The organism is Amycolatopsis sp. NPDC034160, assembly GCF_055575355.1.
This window is the reverse complement of sequence record NZ_JBVISU010000009.1, coordinates 83,832-103,804: the sequence shown is the minus strand read 5'-3', so window position 1 is coordinate 103,804 and position 19,973 is coordinate 83,832. Positions and strand designations below refer to the sequence as shown.

Genomic DNA, 19,973 nt, shown 5'->3' with positions numbered 1-19,973 from the left:
ATGGCCCGGGCGTCTTCGAGGCGAGACAGCGGGCCGGGTCGCGCTCTACTCTGCTCCCGTGCGCATGCCGACCCCGACCCGAGGCCCGGCGCGGCGCCTCCGGGGCGGGGCCGTGGGGGTGCTGACCGGCACTCTCGCGACCGTGGCCCACCTGAGCGCCAACGGTCGCGTCCCCGACCTGGGCGTGGTCGTGCTGCTCGTCGCTCTGCTGAGCTGGGTGGCGTACGCGTTCGCGGGACGGCGGCGTGGCCCGCTCGCCATCCTCTGCCTGGTGGCCGGCGGGCAACTGGCGATGCACGCCTCCCTCACCTTCCTGGCGTGGGAATCCCACTCCCGGCATGCCGAAACCCCGGACAGCGGTCTGGTCATGACGGCCGGGCACGCCGTCGCGACCCTCGTGGTGGTCGCGGTGCTGGCCGGTGCCGAGCGCGCGCTGTTCGCGCTCCTTGCACTGATCGCTTCGGTCCTGCCTCGCCGCATGGGGCCGCGGCCCGCGACAGCGCCGCTGCGGCTCCATGTGCCGGTCACGGTGAAGTACCCCGCGACCGAGGCGCTCCTGCGGGACGTGCTTTCGCGGCGCGGTCCGCCGGTGTCGTTCGCCTGATCCCCGAAACCCTGCCGAGACCCGTGTCCCGGCAGGGCTCAGCACGCGCGCCGTGACCACTCCGGCGCGTGGTGCGGGCGCACGCCACCCCACCGACGCCTCAGGAGTTCCCCCATGGCAACACAAACCGGACCGACCACGAGTCCACCGCGCGTCCCGGCCTGGCGCGGGCTGTTCCTCCGGCTCCACTTCTACGCCGGCGTCCTCGTCGGGCCGTTCGTGCTCATCGCCGCGCTCACCGGCGTCCTGTACGCCGCGACTCCCCAGCTGGAGTCCTGGGTCTATGCGGACCAGCTCCGTGCCCCCGTCGGGCTGCACCAGGCCTCGCTCGCGGAACAGGTCAAGGCGGCGCAAGCGGCCCACCCCGACGGCGACCTGGTCGCCGTCCGTCCCGCGCCCGAACCGGGTGACACGACGCGGGTGCTGTTCACCGAGGAGGGTCTCGGCGAGTCCGAACGGCGCGCGGTCTTCGTGGATCCCACCACCACTCAAGTACGCGGGGACCTCGTCGCGTACGGCACGAGCGGCGTCCTGCCGTTCCGGACCGTCCTCGATCAGTTGCACCGCAACCTGCTGCTCGGCGAACCGGGACGGCTCTACAGCGAACTAGCGGCCTCTTGGCTCTGGGTGGTCGCCTTGGGCGGCCTCGTGCTGTGGGTGAGCCGTCGCCGCACCCGCCGGACCGAGAAGGCGGAGAAGGCCGCGAAGACCGAGTCCGCCCGGGGGAAGTCGGTACGCCGGCACGGGACGATCGGCCTGTGGGTGCTGCTCGGCGCGGTGTTCCTGTCCGCGACAGGGCTGACGTGGTCGGCGTACGCGGGTGAGAACGTCTCGGCGCTGCGCGAATCCCTCGGCTGGGCCACTCCCGCGTTGAAGGTGACGGGTACCGACGAGCACGCCGGGCATTCGGGTCACGGGGACGCTCCTGCCGCGCCGTCACCCGCCCGGCCCGAAAGCGTGGACGCGGTGCTGGCCTCGGCCAGGGCCGCCGGGATCGACGCGCCTTCGGTGGAGATCGGGCTGCCCACCAAGCCGGGATCTTCTTGGCAGGTGGCGGAAATCGAGCGCGGCTGGCCGACACAGGTCGACGCCGTCGCGGTCGACGGGACCAGCGGGCAGGTCCTGGGCGAGGTCCGGTTCGACGACTACCCGCTGATGGCCAAATTCGCCCGCTGGGGGATCGACGCGCATATGGGCGTGCTTTTCGGCTGGCCCAACCAGCTCGCGTTGCTCCTGCTCGGCGCCGGCCTGGTCACGCTGGTCGTGCTCGGCTACCGGATGTGGTGGCGGCGCAGGCCGACCCGGGCCACCGGCCTGACGTTCGGGCGCCCCATCCCGCGCGGGCAGTGGCGAAAGGCGCCGCCCGCTCTCGTGGTGGGACTCGTCGTCCTCGCCGCGGCGATCGGCTGGTTCGTGCCGCTGTTCGGCATCAGCCTGTTGGCGTTCTTGGTGCTCGATCTACTGCTGGGCCTGCGATCCCGGGCCAAACCGGAGTCCACCGACGTCACCGTGTGATCCCGGCGCCTTCTGGCGTGGCGTGGGGGGACTGGCACCGATTGTGGCCAGCCCTCCCCGCCGTTTTCATCCGCCACGCGTCGCGGAAGCGGGTTCTTTTACCCGCCGGACGTGCGCCGCGCCGAGATCCTCCGTCGGGACGGTGTGGGTCTCGCGCGCGGTGAGCGCGGCCGTCGCGCTGAGCAGGCAGATCGCGGCGGTGAAGACGGCGACGCCGAGCCAGTCGTCCTTCCCGGAGCCGATCGCGGCCACCACGCTCGGCGCGAATCCGGCGATGGCGAACCCGATCTGGGTGCCGATCGCCATCCCCGAGAGGCGGACCTTGGCGTCGAACATCTCGCCGTAGAACGACGGCCATACTCCGTTGACGGCACTGTAGGCCACCCCGAACAGCAGGATGCCGAGCGCGAAGATCACCGGGTACGAACCACCCGAAATCGACCCCAGATACGGGAAGATCAAGACCGCGCAGGCGAGACAGCCCGCGATGAACACCGGTTTGCGGCCGATCCGGTCGGAAAGCCCGGCCAGCAAAGGGATCGCCAGCAACGCGACGACGTTGGCCAGTACGCCGACCCACAGGATCGGCCCGCGCGCCAGCCCGACCGTGTTGACCGCGTAGCTCAGCGCGTAGACGGTGAAGATCGTGCTGACGGAGGCGATCGTGGCCGCGGCGATGACGCGGAGCACGTCCTTCCAGTGTGTCCGGAAGAGCACGGCGACCGGCAGCTTGGCGACGTCGGCCCGGTTCTGTTCGAACACCGGCGTTTCGTCGATCTTGCGGCGGATCACGAACCCGGCGACCACCACGACGGCACTGCACCAGAACGGGATCCGCCAGCCCCAGGTGAGCAACTGGTCCTGGGGGAGCGCGGCGATCGGCAGGAAGACGGCGGTGGCGAGGATCTGGCCTGCCTGCGTACCGCTGAGGGTGAAACTCGTGTAGTAGCCGCGCCGGTGCGGCGGGGCGTGTTCCATCGACATCGAGTTGGCGCCCGCCTGCTCGCCCGCGGCCGAAAGTCCTTGTAGCAGACGGAGAATCACGAGCAGGATCGGCGCGAGCACGCCGACGGAGGCGTAGGTCGGCAGGCAGCCGACGAGGAATGTCGTGGCGCCCATCAGCAACAGTGTGAAGACCAGGACCTTCTTGCGGCCGAGACGGTCGCCGACGTGCCCGAGCACGAACGCGCCGACCGGGCGGGCGAGGTACCCGACGCCGAAGGTCGCCAGCGCGAGCAGTGTTCCAGTGGCGGGGGAGGAGGCCGGGAAGAAGACCTTGTTGAACACCAGCGCGGCCGCTGTTCCGTAGATGAAGAAGTCGTAGTACTCCAGCGCACTGCCGATCCAGGCGGCTGACGCCGCCTTGCGGGGCATGCCTTGCGTGACAGGAGAAGGAGGGGCCACGTCGACGCTCCAAGGTACGAGCCAGCAATGTACGATCTAGTTAGTTAATACAGCGTGCGAGACGGTGCCCCGGTTGTCAAGAGCCGGTGTTTCAGGCCGTCAGATACTCGATCACCAGGTCGCCCAGCATCAGGCGGTAGTGGGCGCGGCGTTTCGGATCGAGCATGTCGCGGCCGAAGATCGCGGAGAAGGTGTGCCGGTTCGCGAGGCGGAACACGCAGAACGAGCTGATCACCATGTGCACGTCGAGCGCGTCGACGTCGTCGCGGAAGCGGCCTGCCTCGCGGCCGCGATCGAGGATGCGGGTGAGCACGTCGAGCGCGGGATTCGCCATGCCGGACAAGGCTTCCGAGCGGGCGATGTGCTCGCCGTGGTGGATGTTTTCGATACTCACGAGCCGGATGAAGTCCGGGTTCGCCTCGTGGTGGTCGAAGGTGAGCTCGGCCAGCTGGCGGATCGCGTCCTCGGGTTCGAGGTGCTCGACGTCCAAGTCCTGTTCGAGGGCGCGGATGGTGGCGTATGCCCGTTCGAGCACGGCGACGTAGAGCTGCTCCTTGCCGCCGAAGTAGTAGTAGATCATCCGCTTCGTGGTGCTCGTGCGAGCGGCGATCTCGTCCACTCTCGCGCCGGCGTAGCCCTTGTCGGCGAACTCCCTGGTGGCCACCGCGAGGATTTCGGCGCGAGTGCGTTCCTTGTCGCGCTGACGCTCGACCTCGGACGACGGTGCGGCCACCTGACTCCCTCCGAACCGCTGGTGGAGGCCTCACTCTAACGCAGGCCTTCTCGTGTCGGCCGGTCCGAGCTACAATGAACTCACTAGTTCGTACATTAATTGCGGAGGGCCTTGGTGACCAGTTACCTCATCGGCCTGGTCGGAACCGGCATCGGGCCGTCACTGAGCCCGGCGCTGCACGAGCGGGAAGCCGACGAACTCGGGCTTCGCTATCTCTACCGGCGGCTCGACCTCGACGTGCTGGAAGTGCCGATCGGCGAGGTGCTGGCCGCCGCGCGGACCGCGGGTTTCGACGGCCTCAACATCACGCATCCGGTGAAGCAACGAGTGTTGCCGTATCTCGACGAAATCGCACCCGAGGCCGCCGCGCTCGGCGCGGTGAACACAGTGGTGTTCCGCGAAGGACTGGCGATTGGATACAACACCGACTCGACCGGCTTCGCCCGCAATCTCACCCAAGGCCTGCCCGACGCCGACCTCGACACGGTCGTCCTGCTGGGCGCGGGTGGGGCCGGAGCCGCCGTCGGCCACGCGCTGCTTTCCCTGAGGGCCGGACGGCTGATCGTCCACGACGTCGACTCCGGTCGAGCGGGCACCCTCGTGGCCGGACTGCGGAGGCGTTTCGGCGAGGACCGGGCCCGCGCCGGTTCGCTGGACGACCTCCGGACGGCGGACGGACTCGTCCACGCCACACCGACCGGGATGGCCGCGTATCCGGGGTCGCCCGTTCCCGCCGAGTCGCTGCGGCCGGGGATGTGGGTGGCCGACATCGTGTACCGCCCGCTGGAGACAGCGTTGCTGAAGCAGGCGCGGGAGCGCGGATGCCGGACGCTGCACGGTGGCGGGATGGTGGTCTTTCAGGCGGCCGATTCGTTCCGGTTGTTCACCGGCGCGGAGCCGGACGCCGACCGGATGATCCGGCATTTCGAAGTGCTGGAAGGGGCGACCGCGCATGTCCGGTGACACCGCCATCGCGACCGTTTGCCTGTCCGGGACGCTGGAGGACAAGCTGACGGCGGCCGCCGCGGCCGGGTTCGACGGTGTCGAGATCTTCGAGAACGACCTGATCGCCTCACGGCGGTCACCGTCGGAAATCCGGCGGCTCTGCACCGATCTCGGCCTCACGATCGACCTCTATCAGCCGTTCCGCGATTTCGAAGCCGTACCGCCGGACGTGCTCCGGTCGAATCTCCGCCGGGCGCGACGGAAGTTCGACCTCATGGCCGAACTCGGTGTGGACACCGTCCTGGTCTGTTCGTCGGTCTCGCCGGACGCCGTTGATGACGACGACCTCGCCGCTTCGCAACTGCGTGAGCTGGCGGCAGTGGCCGGGGAACGCGGAATCCGTGTCGCCTACGAAGCCCTCGCCTGGGGCCGGTTCGTGCACACCTACGAGCACGCGTGGCGCATTGTCCGGCTGGCCGATCATCCGGCTCTGGGCGTCTGCCTCGACAGTTTCCACATCCTGTCTCGGCGCAGTGATCCCCGCGCGATCCGGACGATCCCGGGGGAGAAGATCTTCTTCCTGCAGCTGGCCGACGCGCCACTCCTGGACATGGACGTCCTGCACTGGAGCAGGCATCACCGGCTCTTCCCCGGACAGGGCGCTTTCGACCTGACCGCGTTCACCGGCCACGTGCTGGCCGCCGGGTATCGGGGGCCGCTGTCGCTGGAGGTCTTCAACGACGTCTTCCGGCAGGCGGACCCGCGTCCGGCCGCTGTCGACGCCATGCGCTCGCTGGTGGCGTTACGTGAATCCGTTGGCGCACTGGAGGTTCCTCCGGCGCCGAGGCTGGATGGCCACGCCTTCGCGGAACTCTCCGTGCCCGGCGACTCGGGGACGGTGCTGGCGGCACTCGGTTTCGTCCACGCCGGAACGCATCGCTCGAAACCGGTCCAGCTGTGGCAGCAGGGCTCCGCGAGGGTTCTGGTGAACGAGACCACTGTGGACGGCGCGATCAGCGCGCTCGGGCTGACGAGCACCGATCCCGCCGGCTCGGCGCGACGAGCGGAGACGCTGCTCGCGCCCGTGCTGCCCCGGGAGCAAGGCCCGGACGAGGCGGACCTGTCCGCCGTCGCCGCGCCGGACGGGACCGAGATCTTCTTCTGCGGCAACGATGACTGGCTGCACGACTTCGTCTTTTCGGGGGCGACCTCGGTGGTGGGGATGGGGATCACCGGCATCGACCACATCGCCTTGACGCAACCCTTCGATCACTTCGACGAGGCGACCCTGTTCTACCGTTCGGTGCTGGGTTTGCGGCCCGAAGCCGGTTCGGAGTTCGCGGCGCCGTTCGGGCTGGTCCGCAGCCGGGCGGTCGGCGATCAGGACGTCCGCCTGACCCTGGACAGCGCTCTGGTGAGGCGAGGGGAGTGGGCCCCAGGAGTGCCTTCGCCGCAGCACATCGCCTTCGCGTGCGAAGACGCCTTCGCCGCCGCGCGTGCCATGCGCGAAGCGGGTGCGCCGCTGCTCTCGATTCCCGGCAACTACTACGACGACCTCGACGCGCGGTTCGAACTGCCGTTCTCCGCGGAACTGCGGGAGAACTCGGTGCTGTACGACCGTGACGAGCACGGTGAATACCTGCACTTCTTCACCGAACTCGTCGGAACTCGGGTGTTTTTCGAAGTGGTGCAACGGATCGGCGGGTATCGGGGGTATGGGGTCGCGAACACGCCGGTGTACATGACCGCGCATCGGGAACGACGGCTGAGCCTGGCCCGCTGAGTCTTGGTCGTGCTAGTGCTGCCGCGGTGGTGCGGTCATCGGGTGGCGGGCAGGCTCGGGCTACGGTGCGAAGCCGGATCGCCGGGACGCTCTTGACGATCGCGACCAGGAGTTCAACGAGACGAACTGCCAAGCGATGCCCGCCGAACCAACAATCGCGGGATGGCGTCGATACTCGCGAACGTATGGACTGGCATGCTTGCCTTTCACGCTCTGCCGGAGATCGAGGCGTCCGGGCTACGCCGGGTCGGTCCTATGTGTTCTAGCGATCCGCGTGGCGTGTTCGGGGAGAAACGATCGCCGTGAGCTCCCTCGCCTTTGGGGCTGGCGGTGACCGTTCCGAGCTACCAGTTTGGATAATTCGCGCGGTACCGCAAGAACTGTCCTTTGGGGATACGGGGGCGGAACCGCCACGTTGGCTGGACTCGCTCGCGGATCAACAGAGCCCGTTTCTGTCGGTGGTCTGTCGTAGTGTCTTTTGCATGGCTGATTCCAGAGCCGCCGTTGTCGCGGCAGTACAGGAAATGACCGATTCGAATCTTATGGAGGAAATCAATGCCGCGATACATTCCTTGGACGGCAAGGCTTCCCTTCGTGTCGCGAAGGAGGTCGGTGTCGCGCTCGCACGTCTGGAAGCCGTACGGTATCGGGCGCTGGCGCGATTGAGCGAGTTGCGCGGTGGTGCGCGGAGCGTCGTTCAGGAGGTGGCGCTTGAGTTGTCCCTTGTGGACGGTTTCGCAGGTTCTCTCGTGGCGACGGGGTGGCGTTGACGTCGCGGTTGCCTCGGACGTTGTCGTTGATGGACCGCGGGAAAGTGAGCGGCTTCAACGCGCAGAAGGTCGCCGAGGCGACGGCTTGGCTGTCCGATGACGACTCTTTGACGGCGGACGCGGTGCTGGAGAAACGGATACCGGACAAAGACAGTACGCAGGTCCGCAAAGCCGCGAGCTACGCGGCGACGAAAGCTGATCAATCCGGCGCCGACAGACAAGCGGCCGAACGCGCCGGCTGTCCGTGGCGCACGGTGAGGCAGGAGTCGCCTCGATCGAGGTGGTGGACGGACCGGTCGAGAAGGTCACCGCTGCCTATCAGCGGATCAACCAGGAAGCCCGGACGCTGCGGAACCAGGGCGACGCGAGAACGCTGGACCAGCTCCGCGCGGATATCGCCCTGGATCTGCTCCTTGGCGGGAACGGCGGTGTCTCCGAGCGAACAGAGGTGTTCCTGTACATGGACCTCAACACGTATCTGAGGTTGAACCATGATCCCGTGAAGATGGCCGGGCACGGCTACCTTCCGGCCGAGCTGGGCCGTCACATCGCCACCGGACCGGACACCGTGCTGCGGCGCATCATCACCGACCCTTTGAGCGGCCAGGTTCAAGACCTCGGCAGGACTCGGTATCGCCCGGACGCGGCAACAGCCGAGTTCGTCCGGGTGCGGGATCGCGAGTGCCGAAGACCCGGCTGCGGCCGGGCCGCCCACGCCTGCGAACTCGACCATTCGATCCCATGGCAGTTCCAGGGCGAAACGAACGTGGCCGATCTGGTCACATACTGCCGCCGCGACCACCGGCTCAAGGACGAACCCGGCTGGATCTATCACCTCGAACCCGACGGGACCTTGAAGGTCACCACCCCGACCGGAGGGGTCCACGTCAGTGAACCGCCGCCGTTGCACGATCCGCGGCCGGAACTGCCGCCGTTTTGAGGTGCTGCCGGGGTGTTGCCCCGGTGTTGCCGATGTGTCGCCGCGAAACGGCGACAAGGGTGGACGGCTCCGGATGTTGTGGTGCGGTAGAGCTGGGGGGGCACGGATGACTTCGACGGGTTGCTGGGACAGCGGACAGCGGTATCCCCTAATGTCGTGAAAGCCACTTTGAGGACATGGGGCGTCCCGAAAGTGGCTTTCGCGACATGTGCAGCGGCTGGCGGGGTCGAAGGGCGTGCACTGCGGAGGTGCGTGTTCGGAGCCCGGCCGCGGCCCGCGTGGCCCCCAAACCCGCCGAGGACGCCACCGTGGACTCCGCATTTAGAGGACTAAATGCGGACGTTCTCCCCTCGCGTTTATCGAAGGGTGAGGCAAAGGGGGGGGCGGGACTGGCACCCTTTGCCTTACCCCTCAATAGCTCAGTGGTTCTCCCCGGCAGCCCCGGTTGCCGCAAAGCGGCGACGGCAACCCAGTAGCCGGACATGCTCAGAACCCGATGGGGAGCCCCGCGTAGTTCTCCGCCAGCCCTGCCCGGCCCGCTTCGCTCCGCGCGAGCCACTGCAACTGCGAAAGCTGCAACTGCCGGTCGAACGGATCCTCCGACTGGTGCAGCATCGTCGTCATCCACCACGAGAAGTGGGTACACCGCCAAACCCGGCGCAGCGCGGTGTCGGAGTACGCGTCGGCGAGCGCGGAATCCTTGTCCCGCACCAAAGCCGCCAGGGCCGGGGCGAGGAGGGCGACGTCGGCGACGGCGAGATTGAGGCCCTTGGCGCCGGTGGGTGGCACGATATGGGCGGCGTCCCCGGCGAGGAAGAGCCGGCCGTGGCGCAGGGGTTGCTGCACGAAACTGCGCATGGGCAGCACGCTCTTGTCGGTGATCGGCCCGGACGTGAGCGTCCAGCCGTGCTGGCCGTGGCCGAGCCGGGTCGCGAGCGCGTCCCAGATCCGGTCGTCGGACCAGGTGCCGATGTCGGTGCCGTTCGGCACCTGCAGGTACAGCCGGCTGACGGTGGCCGAGCGCATCGAATGCATGGCGAAACCGTCGGGATGCCAGGCGTAGACGAGTTCATCGGTCGAGGGGGCGACATCGGCGAGGACACCGAGCCACGAGTACGGGTAGGTGCGTTCCCAGGTCTGCTTCGCGGCGTCGGGGATCGCGGCGCGGCAGGGGCCGAAGGAGCCGTCGCAGCCGACGACGACGTCGGCGTCCAGCCTCTGCGGAGTGCCGTCCGGGTCGGTGAAGGTGACGTAGGGGCTGTCGGTCTCGATGTCGTGTACGGCGGTGTCGCTGACCTCGTAGTGGATCTGCTGTCCGGCCACCGCACGCGCCTCGCCGAGATCCTTGGTCACCTCGGTCTGCCCGTACACCGTCACGCTGCGCCCGACCAGGTCCATGAAGTCGAGGTGGTGCCGCTCTTCCGGCCATTGCAGGTAGATGCCGCGATGTTCGTCGCCTTCGCGGTCGAGCCGTTCGGCGAGCCCGACCTCGCGGAGAAGGTCCACTGTGGACTGTTCGAGGATGCCCGCCCGGATCCGCGCCTCGACGTACTCGCGTGAGCGGGTCTCCACGATCACCGATTCGACTCCGGCCAGGTCGAGCAGATGCGACAGGAGGAGTCCGGCGGGGCCGGCGCCGACGATGGCGACTGGGGTGCGCATGTCAGGAGTTTGGGCGTGCGGCGGGCGAACTTCTAGTCGATACTTCCACTCAGTGAAAGGCTCCGGCCGATACCGGCGGCCGCCACCTGGAGCGCGGAGATCAGCCGCGCCCGGCCACGGCTCAGATCCGGGACGACCAGGCCGAGCGCCGCGACGACGTCGCCGGCCGCGGTCGGCCGGATCGGGACGGCGACCGAACAGGCGCCTTGGCTCATCTCCTCAACGGTCTGGGAATAACCTTCCCGGCGGACCCGCCGCAACTGTTCGCGCAACCGACCGGGCTGCGTGATGGTGTACGGCGTGACGCGGGTCAGTGATTCGAGCACCTGGCGCTGGACGTCTTCCGGAGCCCAGGCCAGCAGTACTTTCCCGACCCCGGTGGCGTGCAGCGGCAAGCGCCCGCCGATCCGGCTGACCACGGGTACGGACGCGTTACCGGAAAGCCGGTCGAGGTAGAGCACCTCGCCACCGTCGCGTTCGGCAAGGTGCACGGTGGCGCCGGTCGCGCCGTAGAGATCCTGCAGGAACGGCGCGGCGACCTGCCGCAGTTCGAAGTGGACGGGGGCGAGCAGACCGAGATCCCAGAGTCGCCTGCCGACGGCGTAGCGGTCTTCGCGTCGCTCCAGCGCACCCAGGCCCACGAGTTCGCGGGCGAGGCGGTGCGCCGTGGGCAGGGGCAGGGCGGCACGCCTCGCGAGTTCGGTCAGCGACAGTTCGCGATGGTCGACATCGAAGGCGCCGAGCAGGGCGAACACCCGTGACGTGACGCTCGCTCCCGGCGAGGAAAGGTTCCCGGACACCCCGTCATCTTCTCACTGAGTGGAATCACGGCACCAGAATCAGCCCAGCCCAGAGCCCGGCGACGGCGAGCACGATGGACGCCGGAACGGTGAGCAGGCCGAGCCGGGTGAACTCGCCCAGTTGGGGCCGGGCGTCGTGCCGGTGCAGGATCCGCCGCCACAGCAACGTGGCCAGCGAGCCGACGTAGGTGAGGTTCGGCCCGAGGTTGACCCCGATCAACACGGCCAGCACCACCGGTGTCCCGCCCGCCGCGGCGAGCGGAAGCAGCACGAGCACGGCGGGCAGGTTGTTGATCAGGTTGGCGAGTACGGCCGCCACCGCGGCGGCACCGAGCAGGGCGGGAAACGTGGCGGAAGTCGGCACCACGTGACCGAGCGCCGCGGCCAGTCCGTTGTCGACGACAGCGCGGACCACGATCGCCAAAGCGAGTACGAAGGCCAGGAAAGGGATGTTCGCCGATCGTACGATCGTGGCCGGCGAGGTCCGCCGCTGCGCGAGAGCACGGGAGGCCAGCACGGCGGCACCGGCGAACGCGGCCAACGCGGGACTCACGTCCAGCAGCGACGTGACCACGAAACCGGCCAGCGTCAGGCCGAGGACGACCAGGACGAAGGCCGGGACCTCGCGGCCCGGGACGGCGTTCCCGCCACGAGGCCGAGCCGCCAGGTCGGTGGCGAAGAACCGGCGGAACACGAGGTACTCCGTGAGTACCGCCGCGAGCCAGGGCAGAGTCATCAGCGCGGTGAACCGGAGGAACGAGATGCCGGTCGCGGCGACGGCGAGCAGATTGGTCAAATTGGACACGGGCAGCAGCAACGAAGCCGAATTCGCCAGATGCGTGCAGGCGTAGGCGTGCGGTTTGGCCCGCGCGCCCATGCGAGCGGCGGTGGCGAACACGACCGGGGTCAGCAGCACGACCGTGGCGTCCAGGCTCAGCACCACGGTGACCGCGGCGGCGACGGCGAACACCGCGACCAGCAACCGGCGCGGCTGTCCGCGGCCGAACCGGGCCATCACCGTCCCGGCTGCCTGGAACAGTCCTTCGTCGTCACACAGCTTGGCCAGTACGAGCACCGCGGCGAGGAAGCCGACGACGGGGGCCAGCCTGGCCACCTCGTCGACGGCGTCAGGAACCGAGATCACCCCGGCCAGCAGGACGATCCCCGCGGCGGGGACGGCGGCCACGGCCTCGGGCAGACCACGAGGCCGTATCACCGCGAACGCGAGAACGACCAGCAAGAGCACGATGGACAGCAGCTCGCCGGTGATGCCGGTCAGGGTGAACCTCCTCCACGTGAAGCGCTACCCCGGCAATCTAGCCTGGGTAGGCTGGGCGTCCGGACGCCGTAAGGAAAAGGGGCTTGGTGCGCGAGACGAACTGGGCGGGGAATCAGACCTTCACCGCGGAACGGATTCTTCGCCCTCGGACCGTCGAGCAGGTCCAGGAAGCCGTCGCCGCGGCGACGGCGGTCAAGGCTCTGGGCAGCAGGCATTGCTTCAACGACATCGCGGACTCTCCGGACGGCGTCCAGCTCGACCTCGCCGGGCTGGATCCGGCGACCGAACTCGACAGCGACGCGGCGACCATCACGGTTCCGGCGGCGGCGCGCTACGGCGACATCGCGGAACGGGTGCACGCGGCCGGATTCGCGCTGGCCAACCTGGCGTCACTGCCGCACTGCACGGTGGCGGGCACCGTCGCGACGGCGACGCACGGTTCCGGACGGCGGAACCAGAGCCTGGCGTCGGCCGTGTCCGGTTTGGAGCTGGTCACCGCGAACGGTGAGGTGAAGTCGTACACCCACCACGACGGCGTGGTCGTCGGCCTCGGCGCGCTGGGCGTGGTGACCCGGCTGACCCTCGACCTGGTGCCGGCCTTCGACCTGCGGCAGGACGTCTTCGACGGTTTGCCATGGGAATCCGCGTACGAGCACTTCGAGGAGATCCAGGCCGCGGGCTACAGCGTCAGCCTGTTCACGAACTGGGCCCGCGAGACGATCGACCAGGTCTGGGTCAAGGGGCCGGGGTGGCCGGGCGCGGACTTCTTCGGCGCGAAGGCCGCGGACGGGCCGCGGCATCCGGCGCACGCGGCCGGGATCCCGGCGGACAACTGCACGCGGCAACTCGGGGTGCCGGGGCCGTGGCACGAACGGATCCCGCATTTCCGCCTGGACTTCACGCCCAGTGTCGGCAACGAACTGCAGACCGAGTACTTCGTCCCGATCCGGCACGCCGTCGCCGCGATGGAGACGATGCGCGGCCTCGGGCACCGGCTCGCGCCCCTGCTGCTCACCTCCGAGATCCGCACGGTCGCGGCGGACGAGCTGTGGCTCAGCCCGTTCCACGGCGGCGACCGGCTGGCGTTGCACTTCACCTGGCAGCCGGAACGGGACGCGGTCCGCGCGCTGCTGCCCGTCATCGAGGAACGCTTGGCGCCCTTCGATGTGCGGCCGCACTGGGGGAAGCTCTTCCATCAGGCTGCGGACTACCCACGGCTGGCCGACTTCCGGGCGCTGGCCGAAGAGTTGGACCCGGACGGCAAGTTCCGAAGCCCGTTCGTACGACGGAACGTCTTCGGCGAGCGCTAATCCGATTGCGACCAAGCTGCGACGGGCAGCGAAAGATAGACGCCGACGTCGTCGATCCCGGTCGCGGATTCGATGCTCGTGCGCAGCAGGTCCACTCGCTCTTGACGGTTGTCGGCCCGGCTCGGGAACCACTTGGACCGGACCTCGACCAGCAGATCCAGCCCGAAACGGTCGAACGGGCCAGGCTGCCGGAAGCGCAGTTCGACGTCACCGGGTTGGAGTTCGCCGTCGTAGGGCTCCTCAGGGCATTCCACCGCGACGGAAACGAGATGCGGCAGAACCGAGCCCAGCTCACGCAACTTGGCTTCGGGAAGATGGGGCGCGTAGGTGATTTCCACGAGTGGCACAAGGGCGAGCTTAGCCCGGCCGGGCTGATATCCTGACGGAAGTGGCCCCGCTTTCGAAAAGTGTCCTTTGTGGACTGCGGAGGCTGGTCAAGGCGCTGTCGGACACAGCCTAGTCGCTCTGCGGATCCCAGCTCAGCAGCCGGACCTTGCTCACGGTCTGCACGTGCCGTTGCATCGCGTTCGCGGCCGCTTTCGGGTCGCTGTTCCGGATGGCGTCGGCGATCTTGTGGTGCTGGCTGAGCGATCGCGACGGTCTGCCGGGCTGACGCAGTGACTCGGTGCGGCTTTCCGCGATCTGCGCGTCGATCGAGCGCATGAATTCGGCGAGGAGGCTGTTGTTCGCGGCGGCGGTGATCGCTTCGTGGAACCGGCGATCGCCTTCGGCGCCGTGCCCGCCGCCCTTGATTTCGGTCGCCATGTACGCCAGCGCCGCGTCGATCGCGGCGAGATCGGCTTCGGATCGCCGCAGCGCGGCCAGTTCGGCGAGCTTGGTCTCCATCGCCTCGCGGGCTTCGAGCACCTCCGGCAGGCGACGGCGGCGGGCCACGAGTTCGTCGACCGGTTCGACGTCGAGATGATCGTTGCGCAGGTAGGTGCCCCCGCCGTGGCGGGATTCGAGCAGTCCCTGCACCTCGAGCACGACGATCGCTTGCTTGATCGACGCGCGGCTGACCCCGAGCCGCTCGGCGAGGTCGCGTTCGCTCGGTAGCTTGTCGCCCGCGTGCAGGCCGGATTCCTCGACGTGCGCCTTGATCCGTTCGACGACCTGCTCGTAGAGCTTCGCGCGGTTCAACCGGCTCAACGCCTCCGGCACTGGTCCCCCTCGGTCGGACTGCGGAAGTGGCTCAGCCAATTTACCACTCGCGGCTTGACAGGTGTCCGCCGTCACAGGGAAAGTGGCTCAGCCACTAGTCCACTCGGCCATACGCCAGGGGGCTCCCGCCGTCAAGGAGGACGGTCATGTCCGCCCAGCTGATCTCGATCCTCGTTCTCGTCGTGATCTTCGCCGTCGCCACGACCCGCTCGGTCAACATGGGGGCGCTCGCCTTCGCCGGGGCGTTCCTCGTCGGCACTCTCGCCGGCGGCTTGGACACTGACGGCATCTTCGCCGGTTTCCCCGGCGACATCTTCGTGGTGCTGGTGGGCGTCACCTATCTGTTCGCCATCGCCAGGGCCAACGGCACCACCGACTGGCTGGTGGCCGCGGCCGTCCGGCTCGTCGGCGGCCGGATCGCGCTCATCCCGTGGGTGATGTTCGTGGTCACCGGCGCGCTGACCGCGATCGGCGCGGTGAGCCCGGCGGCCTGCGCGATCGTCGCGCCGATCGCCCTCGGGTTCGCCGCCCGCTACAAGATCAGCCCGCTGCTCATGGGCGCGATGGTGGTGCACGGCGCGCAGGGTGGCGGTTTTTCGCCGATCAGCGTCTACGGCTCGATCGTCAACGGAATCGTGGAGCGCAACACCATCGCGGGCAGCCCCGTGGTGTTGTTCTTCGCCAGCCTCGGCATGAACCTCGCTATCGCGGGTGTCCTTTTCGTCGTCCTCGGCGGGACCAAACTGCGGCGCCGTCAGGTCGTGACGGCCGGAGCGGCTTCCGGCACCGAGGAGGCCGACGAGGAACCGCTGCCGCACGAGCAGCCCATTCCGTTGGACGGCCCCAAGATCGTGACGCTGACCGGGTTGATCGCGCTCGTGGTCGGCACCTTGGTCTTCGACCTCGACCCGGGCTTGACCGCCATCACCGTCGCCGTCCTGCTGAGCGTCGCGTGGCCCAAGACCAGCCGGTCCGCCGTCTCCGAGATCACCTGGCCGACCGTGCTTCTGATCTGCGGCGTGCTGACGTATGTGGCCGTGCTGAAAGAGATCGGCACCATCGACTACGTGGGCAACGCGGTCACCACCGTCGGGATCCCGCTGCTCGCGGCCCTTCTGCTCTGCTACATCGGCGGCGTGGTCTCGGCGTTCGCGTCGTCGGTCGGGCTGATGGGCGCGCTCATCCCGCTCGCCGTGCCGTTCCTGGCGCAGGGCACGATCGGGCCGGTCGGCATGATCGCCGCTCTCGCGGTCTCGGCGACGATGGTGGACGTCAGTCCCTTCTCCACCAACGGCGCGCTCGTCCTCGCCAACGCGAAGGACGTCGACCGCGACAAGTTCTTCAAACAGCTTCTGGTGTACGGGGCGCTCGTGGTGGCCGTCGTGCCGCTGATCGCCTGGCTCGTGTTCGTCGTGCCCAACTGGGGCTGAGGAGGAGACCCATGCTGTTCGCCGGGAAGAAGGATCGCGTCGCCCTGCGGTTCGGCACCGAATCCCTGACCTACGCCGAACTCGCGTCCGTCTCGGGCTCGCTGGCAGCCGGGTTGGCCGGCCGCACGCGCGTCGCGGTGTGGGCGACGCCGACCCTCCGGACGTGCGTCGCGATCGTGGCGGCGCTGACCGCCGGAGTCCCGGCGGTGCCGATCAACCCGAAGGCCGGATCGCTTGAACTGGCGCACATCGTCGCCGACAGCGCGCCGGATCTGGTGCTGGCCGAGCCGGACGCGGTGCTGCCCGCGGAACTCGCCGCGCTGCCACGGATCGACGTCGACCTGGCGGCCTCGGGTACGCCGTGGCAAGGAGCGGAGCCCGATCCGGGGACACCGGCGTTCGTCATCTACACCTCCGGGACCACCGGACCGCCGAAGGGTGTCCTGCTCCCGCGACGGGCGGTGGCCTCGAATCTCGACGCGCTCGCCGAGATCTGGGACTGGACCGACGCCGACGTCCTCGTGCACGCCCTCCCGCTTTTCCATGTGCATGGCCTGATCCTGGGCGTGGTCGGCCCGTTGCGGCGGGGAGGTTCGCTGCATCACCTCGGGCGGTTCAGCAGTGAAGCCGCGGCGAAGGAACTCGCCGGAGCGGGCACGATGCTCTTCGGCGTCCCGACGATGTACCACCGGCTGGCGGCCGACTGCGAAGCCGATCCCGCCCTGGCCGCCGGAGTGGGCGCGGCGCGGCTGCTGGTGTCGGGTTCCGCGGCGCTGCCCGCGACCGACCACGAGCGGATCGCCGTGGCGACCGGGCAGCGCGTGGTCGAGCGTTACGGCATGACCGAGACGCTGATGAACTGCGGTGTCCGCGTCTCGGGGGAGCGGCGGCCCGGCGCGGTCGGCCCGCCGGTACCCGGTGTCGACCTGCGGCTGGTCGACGACTCCGGTGTCCCGTTCGACGCCGTCGACGGTGAGACGGTGGGGGAGATCGAGGTCCGCGGCCCGAATCTGTTCCTCGGCTACCTGAACCGGCAGGACGCCACGGAAGCCGCGCTGCACGACGGCTGGTTCCGTACCGGCGACATGGCGGTGCGTGACGAGGACGGCTATGTGCGGATCGTGGGCCGCCGCGCCACCGATCTGATCAAGAGCGGCGGCTACAAGATCGGCGCGGGTGAGATCGAGAACGCGCTTTTGGAGCATCCCCGGGTCGCCGAAGCGGCCGTCACCGGCGAACCGGACGAGGATCTCGGCGAGCGCATCGTCGCCTGGATCGTCCCGGCCGGGGTGCGGCCGACGGCCGACGAACTCGCCGACCACGTGGCCGGTCTGCTGTCGCCGCACAAGCGCCCGCGTGTGGTCCATTACCTGGAAGCGTTGCCCCGCAACGAGATGGGCAAGGTCCTCAAGCGGGCGCTCCATGGCTGACCCGCTGGGCTGGGAAGGGTACGGCGACTCCCTGGCACGCGCGAGAGAACGCACGGGCACGGACGAGGCGGTCGTCTGCGAACGCGCGAAGTTCGGCGGCCACGAGGCCGTGCGCCTGCCCGTCGTGTCACTGCTGTCCACGGGTGGCACGCGGATGCAGGAGGCGTTCCCGCGTTGCGACAGCTCCAGCGCATCGCGCGAGGCCTGGTGTCGGTGCGTGAAGAAGGCCTGCCGCATATCGCCGTCGTGCGGCATCCCACCACCGGTGGAGTGTGGGCGTCCATCCCCGCGCTCGCCGGGAAACTGAAGCCACGTCCCGAAGATATGCTCGCCCTCGGTGTCATCGACGGCATCGCGGGACCGGAACCGGTCACCTTCGTGAGATAAGGGGTTCGACATGGTCAAGCGGATATCCGCCGCGGTGGTCGGCGCGGTCGCGCTCGCTCTCCTGGCCACACCTCCCGCTCAAGGCGGCGAAGCCACCCGCTACGTCGCCATGGGCAGTTCTTTCGCGGCGGGACCGGGAATCCCGCCGCAACAGCCCGGAACACCGGCGGCGTGCGGACGTTCGACGAAGAACTACGCGAGCCTCGTCGCCGAGAAACGCGGGCTCGCCCTCACCGACGTCACCTGCAGCGGAGCCACCACGGCGAACATCCTCACCACCGGACAGGCCGGGCAGCCGCCGCAGATCGAGGCGGTCACCCCGGACACCCGGCTCGTGACGGTCACCATCGGCGGCAACGACGTCGGCTACGTCGGCAGCCTCTTCACCTACGGCTGCCAGAACACCGGCGGCGCGAACTGCGGTCAGGTCGACCAGAACGCCATGCGGGCGGCACTTACCACGGTGCACGAGAAGATCGGCGCCGTCATCGCGGCCGTCCGTCAGCGGGCGCCGCGGGCCAGGGTGCTGGTCGTCGACTATCTGACGATCGTGCCGCGCACGCCGCCCGCCTGCGACGGGGTGCCGCTCACCCCGGAGCAAGTGGCCTTCGAACGCGAAGTCGCGGACCGGTTGGCGGCCGCGACCCGGCGAGCGGCCCGCACCGGGCGGGTGACCCTGATCCCGGCCGCCGCGGTGAGCGCGCACCACCACGCCTGTGCCGCCGTTCCGTGGATGGAGCGGTACGCGGCCGCGCCGGGGCGCGTGCCCTACCACCCGAACGAGGCCGGGATGGCGGCCGTCGCGGACCTGGTCACGGCGCGAATCCGCTAATCGTCCGCGCCCGGAAGGTGCGGCGGTAGCTGTCCGGCGGCACGCCGACGGTCTGGTTGAAATGCCGCCGCAGGGTCGCGGCGGTGCCCATGCCGGTGGCCTCCGCGATCAGGTCGATGCTGTCGTCGGTCCGCTCCAGCAGCTCCTGAGCGCGGCGGATGCGCTGGGTCAGCAGCCAGCGCAGCGGCGTCGTCCCGGTCGCCGACCGGAAGTGGCGCGCCAGGTTGCGCGAACTCATGGCGGCGCGGCGGGCGAGGTCTTCGACGGTCAGCGGCCGGTCCAGCCGCTCGGTCACCCAAGGGAGCAGGCCGCCGAGCGGGTGATCGTCCTGTTCCGGCACCGGCGCGGTGACGAACTGGGCCTGCCCGCCCGCGCGATGCGGCGGGACGACCAGGCGACGGGCGATGGTGTTCGCGATCGCCGAACCGTGGTCACGGCGGACCAGGTGCAGGCACAGGTCCATCGCCGCGGCCTTGCCCGCCGAGGTCAGCACGCTGCCGTTGTCGACGTAGAGGACGTCCGGATCGACTTCCACCAGGGGATGACGCGCGGCGAGGACGTCGGTGTGCGCCCAGTGCGTCGTCGCGCGCCGCCCGTCGAGAAGACCGGCGGCGGCCAGCACGAACGCGCCCGTGCAGAGGGACGCCACCCGCGCGCCGGCTTCGTGGGCGGCGCGGACCGCGTCGACGAGATCGGCGGGCGGATCGACGTCGATGTCCGCCCAGCCGGGGACGATCACGGTGTCGGCGCGCGCGAGATGGTCGAGCCCGTCGTCCGGTTCGAGGAGGAACCGGCCGACCTCGACCGCGGCCGCACCGCAGACGGTGAGTTCGTACCAGGAGCCGGTGAATCCCGGCAGGCCCGTGCCGAAGACCTCGTTGGCGATGGACAGCTCGAACTGCAGCATCCCGTCCGTGGCGGCGAGGGCGACCGTGCTCATGTCCGAAAGTGTACGCATGATGGCGTTCCGGACACTGTCGACGGGCGA

General features: G+C 69.0%; 19 protein-coding genes. 11 read left to right on the top strand and 8 right to left on the bottom strand.

Translation table 11 applies throughout. From position 1 onward, the window contains the following. Positions 1–64: 64 nt before the first annotated feature. A complete protein-coding gene (locus ACZ54P_RS19765; protein WP_465463145.1) occupies positions 65–604 on the top strand; it encodes a hypothetical protein in 540 nt (179 codons plus the stop codon). A 114-nt stretch (positions 605–718) separates the two neighbouring features. Beyond that, entirely contained in the window at positions 719–2,119 is a 1,401-nt protein-coding gene (locus tag ACZ54P_RS19760; protein WP_465463000.1) for a PepSY-associated TM helix domain-containing protein, read from the top strand. Between the two features lie 66 nt (positions 2,120–2,185). Here the strand turns inward: ACZ54P_RS19760 and ACZ54P_RS19755 are convergent, their stop codons facing one another. Together ACZ54P_RS19755 and ACZ54P_RS19750 are read right to left on the bottom strand one after the other, a co-directional pair. Then, positions 2,186–3,493 carry an MFS transporter gene (locus tag ACZ54P_RS19755; protein ID WP_465462999.1) on the bottom strand — a complete coding sequence of 436 codons (1,308 nt, stop codon included), beginning with the start codon at positions 3,491–3,493 and terminating at the stop codon, positions 2,186–2,188. Between the two features lie 121 nt (positions 3,494–3,614). Beyond that, positions 3,615–4,256 (bottom strand): TetR/AcrR family transcriptional regulator, encoded by a 642-nt coding sequence (locus tag ACZ54P_RS19750; RefSeq protein ID WP_465462998.1) that lies wholly within the window; start codon positions 4,254–4,256, stop codon positions 3,615–3,617. A gap of 114 nt (positions 4,257–4,370) precedes the next feature. Here ACZ54P_RS19750 and ACZ54P_RS19745 point away from each other — a divergent pair, with 114 nt between their 5' ends. From ACZ54P_RS19745 to ACZ54P_RS19730, 4 genes are all read left to right on the top strand, one after another. Next, positions 4,371–5,219, top strand: a complete 849-nt coding sequence (locus tag ACZ54P_RS19745) for a shikimate dehydrogenase (protein WP_465462997.1) — start codon at positions 4,371–4,373, stop codon at positions 5,217–5,219. Next, on the top strand, positions 5,209–6,984 hold the full coding sequence (locus ACZ54P_RS19740; RefSeq protein WP_465462996.1) for a bifunctional sugar phosphate isomerase/epimerase/4-hydroxyphenylpyruvate dioxygenase family protein: 1,776 nt from the start codon (positions 5,209–5,211) through the stop codon (positions 6,982–6,984). Before ACZ54P_RS19745 ends, ACZ54P_RS19740 begins: the two co-directional genes overlap by 11 nt. A gap of 482 nt (positions 6,985–7,466) precedes the next feature. Continuing rightward, positions 7,467–7,754, top strand: a complete 288-nt coding sequence (locus ACZ54P_RS19735; protein ID WP_465462995.1) for a hypothetical protein — start codon at positions 7,467–7,469, stop codon at positions 7,752–7,754. 283 nt (positions 7,755–8,037) lie between these two features. After that, the gene (locus ACZ54P_RS19730) at positions 8,038–8,694 is read left to right on the top strand and encodes an HNH endonuclease signature motif containing protein (RefSeq protein ID WP_465462994.1); all 657 of its coding nucleotides are present in this window, start codon (positions 8,038–8,040) and stop codon (positions 8,692–8,694) included. Positions 8,695–9,180: 486 nt separating this feature from the next. On the opposite strand, the gene ACZ54P_RS19725 is transcribed toward ACZ54P_RS19730, so the two are convergent. The 3 genes from ACZ54P_RS19725 to ACZ54P_RS19715 are packed head-to-tail and all read right to left on the bottom strand — an operon-like array spanning position 9,181 to position 12,414. Then, a complete protein-coding gene (locus ACZ54P_RS19725) occupies positions 9,181–10,356 on the bottom strand; it encodes a 4-hydroxybenzoate 3-monooxygenase (protein WP_465462993.1) in 1,176 nt (391 codons plus the stop codon). A gap of 32 nt (positions 10,357–10,388) precedes the next feature. After that, positions 10,389–11,156 carry an IclR family transcriptional regulator gene (locus ACZ54P_RS19720; protein WP_465462992.1) on the bottom strand — a complete coding sequence of 256 codons (768 nt, stop codon included), beginning with the start codon at positions 11,154–11,156 and terminating at the stop codon, positions 10,389–10,391. A gap of 25 nt (positions 11,157–11,181) precedes the next feature. Then, positions 11,182–12,414: an ArsB/NhaD family transporter gene (locus tag ACZ54P_RS19715; RefSeq protein WP_465463144.1), complete on the bottom strand. Its 1,233-nt coding sequence runs from the start codon at positions 12,412–12,414 to the stop codon at positions 11,182–11,184. 107 nt (positions 12,415–12,521) lie between these two features. On the opposite strand from ACZ54P_RS19715, the gene ACZ54P_RS19710 reads away from it, so the two are divergent. Continuing rightward, positions 12,522–13,745 carry an FAD-binding protein gene (locus ACZ54P_RS19710; RefSeq protein WP_465462991.1) on the top strand — a complete coding sequence of 408 codons (1,224 nt, stop codon included), beginning with the start codon at positions 12,522–12,524 and terminating at the stop codon, positions 13,743–13,745. Here ACZ54P_RS19710 and ACZ54P_RS19705 read toward each other — a convergent pair. Together ACZ54P_RS19705 and ACZ54P_RS19700 are read right to left on the bottom strand one after the other, a co-directional pair. Beyond that, entirely contained in the window at positions 13,742–14,092 is a 351-nt protein-coding gene (locus tag ACZ54P_RS19705; protein ID WP_465462990.1) for a hypothetical protein, read from the bottom strand. The two genes, ACZ54P_RS19710 and ACZ54P_RS19705, sit on opposite strands and share 4 nt — an antisense overlap. Before the next feature lie 109 nt (positions 14,093–14,201). After that, positions 14,202–14,906, bottom strand: coding sequence for a FadR/GntR family transcriptional regulator (locus ACZ54P_RS19700; protein WP_465462989.1), 705 nt, complete (start codon positions 14,904–14,906; stop codon positions 14,202–14,204). A gap of 146 nt (positions 14,907–15,052) precedes the next feature. Between ACZ54P_RS19700 and ACZ54P_RS19695 the strand changes: the two genes are divergently transcribed. The 4 genes from ACZ54P_RS19695 to ACZ54P_RS19680 all read left to right on the top strand — a co-directional run bounded on the left by ACZ54P_RS19695 (position 15,053) and on the right by ACZ54P_RS19680 (position 18,985). After that, entirely contained in the window at positions 15,053–16,336 is a 1,284-nt protein-coding gene (locus ACZ54P_RS19695; protein ID WP_465462988.1) for an SLC13 family permease, read from the top strand. An 11-nt stretch (positions 16,337–16,347) separates the two neighbouring features. Then, positions 16,348–17,766, top strand: coding sequence for an acyl-CoA synthetase (locus ACZ54P_RS19690; RefSeq protein ID WP_465462987.1), 1,419 nt, complete (start codon positions 16,348–16,350; stop codon positions 17,764–17,766). Between the two features lie 174 nt (positions 17,767–17,940). After that, entirely contained in the window at positions 17,941–18,153 is a 213-nt protein-coding gene (locus ACZ54P_RS19685; protein ID WP_465462986.1) for a hypothetical protein, read from the top strand. Between the two features lie 10 nt (positions 18,154–18,163). Beyond that, positions 18,164–18,985: an SGNH/GDSL hydrolase family protein gene (locus ACZ54P_RS19680; protein ID WP_465462985.1), complete on the top strand. Its 822-nt coding sequence runs from the start codon at positions 18,164–18,166 to the stop codon at positions 18,983–18,985. Here ACZ54P_RS19680 and ACZ54P_RS19675 read toward each other — a convergent pair. After that, positions 18,966–19,925: a helix-turn-helix domain-containing protein gene (locus tag ACZ54P_RS19675; protein ID WP_465462984.1), complete on the bottom strand. Its 960-nt coding sequence runs from the start codon at positions 19,923–19,925 to the stop codon at positions 18,966–18,968. The genes ACZ54P_RS19680 and ACZ54P_RS19675 overlap by 20 nt on opposite strands. Positions 19,926–19,973 lie beyond the last annotated feature (48 nt).

What these genes read in the sequence shown, in the direction of transcription:
- ACZ54P_RS19765 (WP_465463145.1), top strand. Translation starts at nt 65, where the DNA reads ATGCCGACCCCGACCCGAGGCCCGGCGCGGCGCCTCCGGGGCGGGGCC.
- ACZ54P_RS19760 (WP_465463000.1), top strand. Translation starts at nt 719, where the DNA reads ATGGCAACACAAACCGGACCGACCACGAGTCCACCGCGCGTCCCGGCC.
- ACZ54P_RS19755 (WP_465462999.1), bottom strand. Translation starts at nt 3,493, where the DNA reads ATGCCCCGCAAGGCGGCGTCAGCCGCCTGGATCGGCAGTGCGCTGGAG.
- ACZ54P_RS19740 (WP_465462996.1), top strand. Translation starts at nt 5,209, where the DNA reads ATGTCCGGTGACACCGCCATCGCGACCGTTTGCCTGTCCGGGACGCTG.
- ACZ54P_RS19735 (WP_465462995.1), top strand. Translation starts at nt 7,467, where the DNA reads ATGGCTGATTCCAGAGCCGCCGTTGTCGCGGCAGTACAGGAAATGACC.
- ACZ54P_RS19725 (WP_465462993.1), bottom strand. Translation starts at nt 10,356, where the DNA reads ATGCGCACCCCAGTCGCCATCGTCGGCGCCGGCCCCGCCGGACTCCTC.
- ACZ54P_RS19695 (WP_465462988.1), top strand. Translation starts at nt 15,053, where the DNA reads ATGTCCGCCCAGCTGATCTCGATCCTCGTTCTCGTCGTGATCTTCGCC.
- ACZ54P_RS19690 (WP_465462987.1), top strand. Translation starts at nt 16,348, where the DNA reads ATGCTGTTCGCCGGGAAGAAGGATCGCGTCGCCCTGCGGTTCGGCACC.
- ACZ54P_RS19680 (WP_465462985.1), top strand. Translation starts at nt 18,164, where the DNA reads ATGGTCAAGCGGATATCCGCCGCGGTGGTCGGCGCGGTCGCGCTCGCT.
- ACZ54P_RS19675 (WP_465462984.1), bottom strand. Translation starts at nt 19,925, where the DNA reads ATGAGCACGGTCGCCCTCGCCGCCACGGACGGGATGCTGCAGTTCGAG.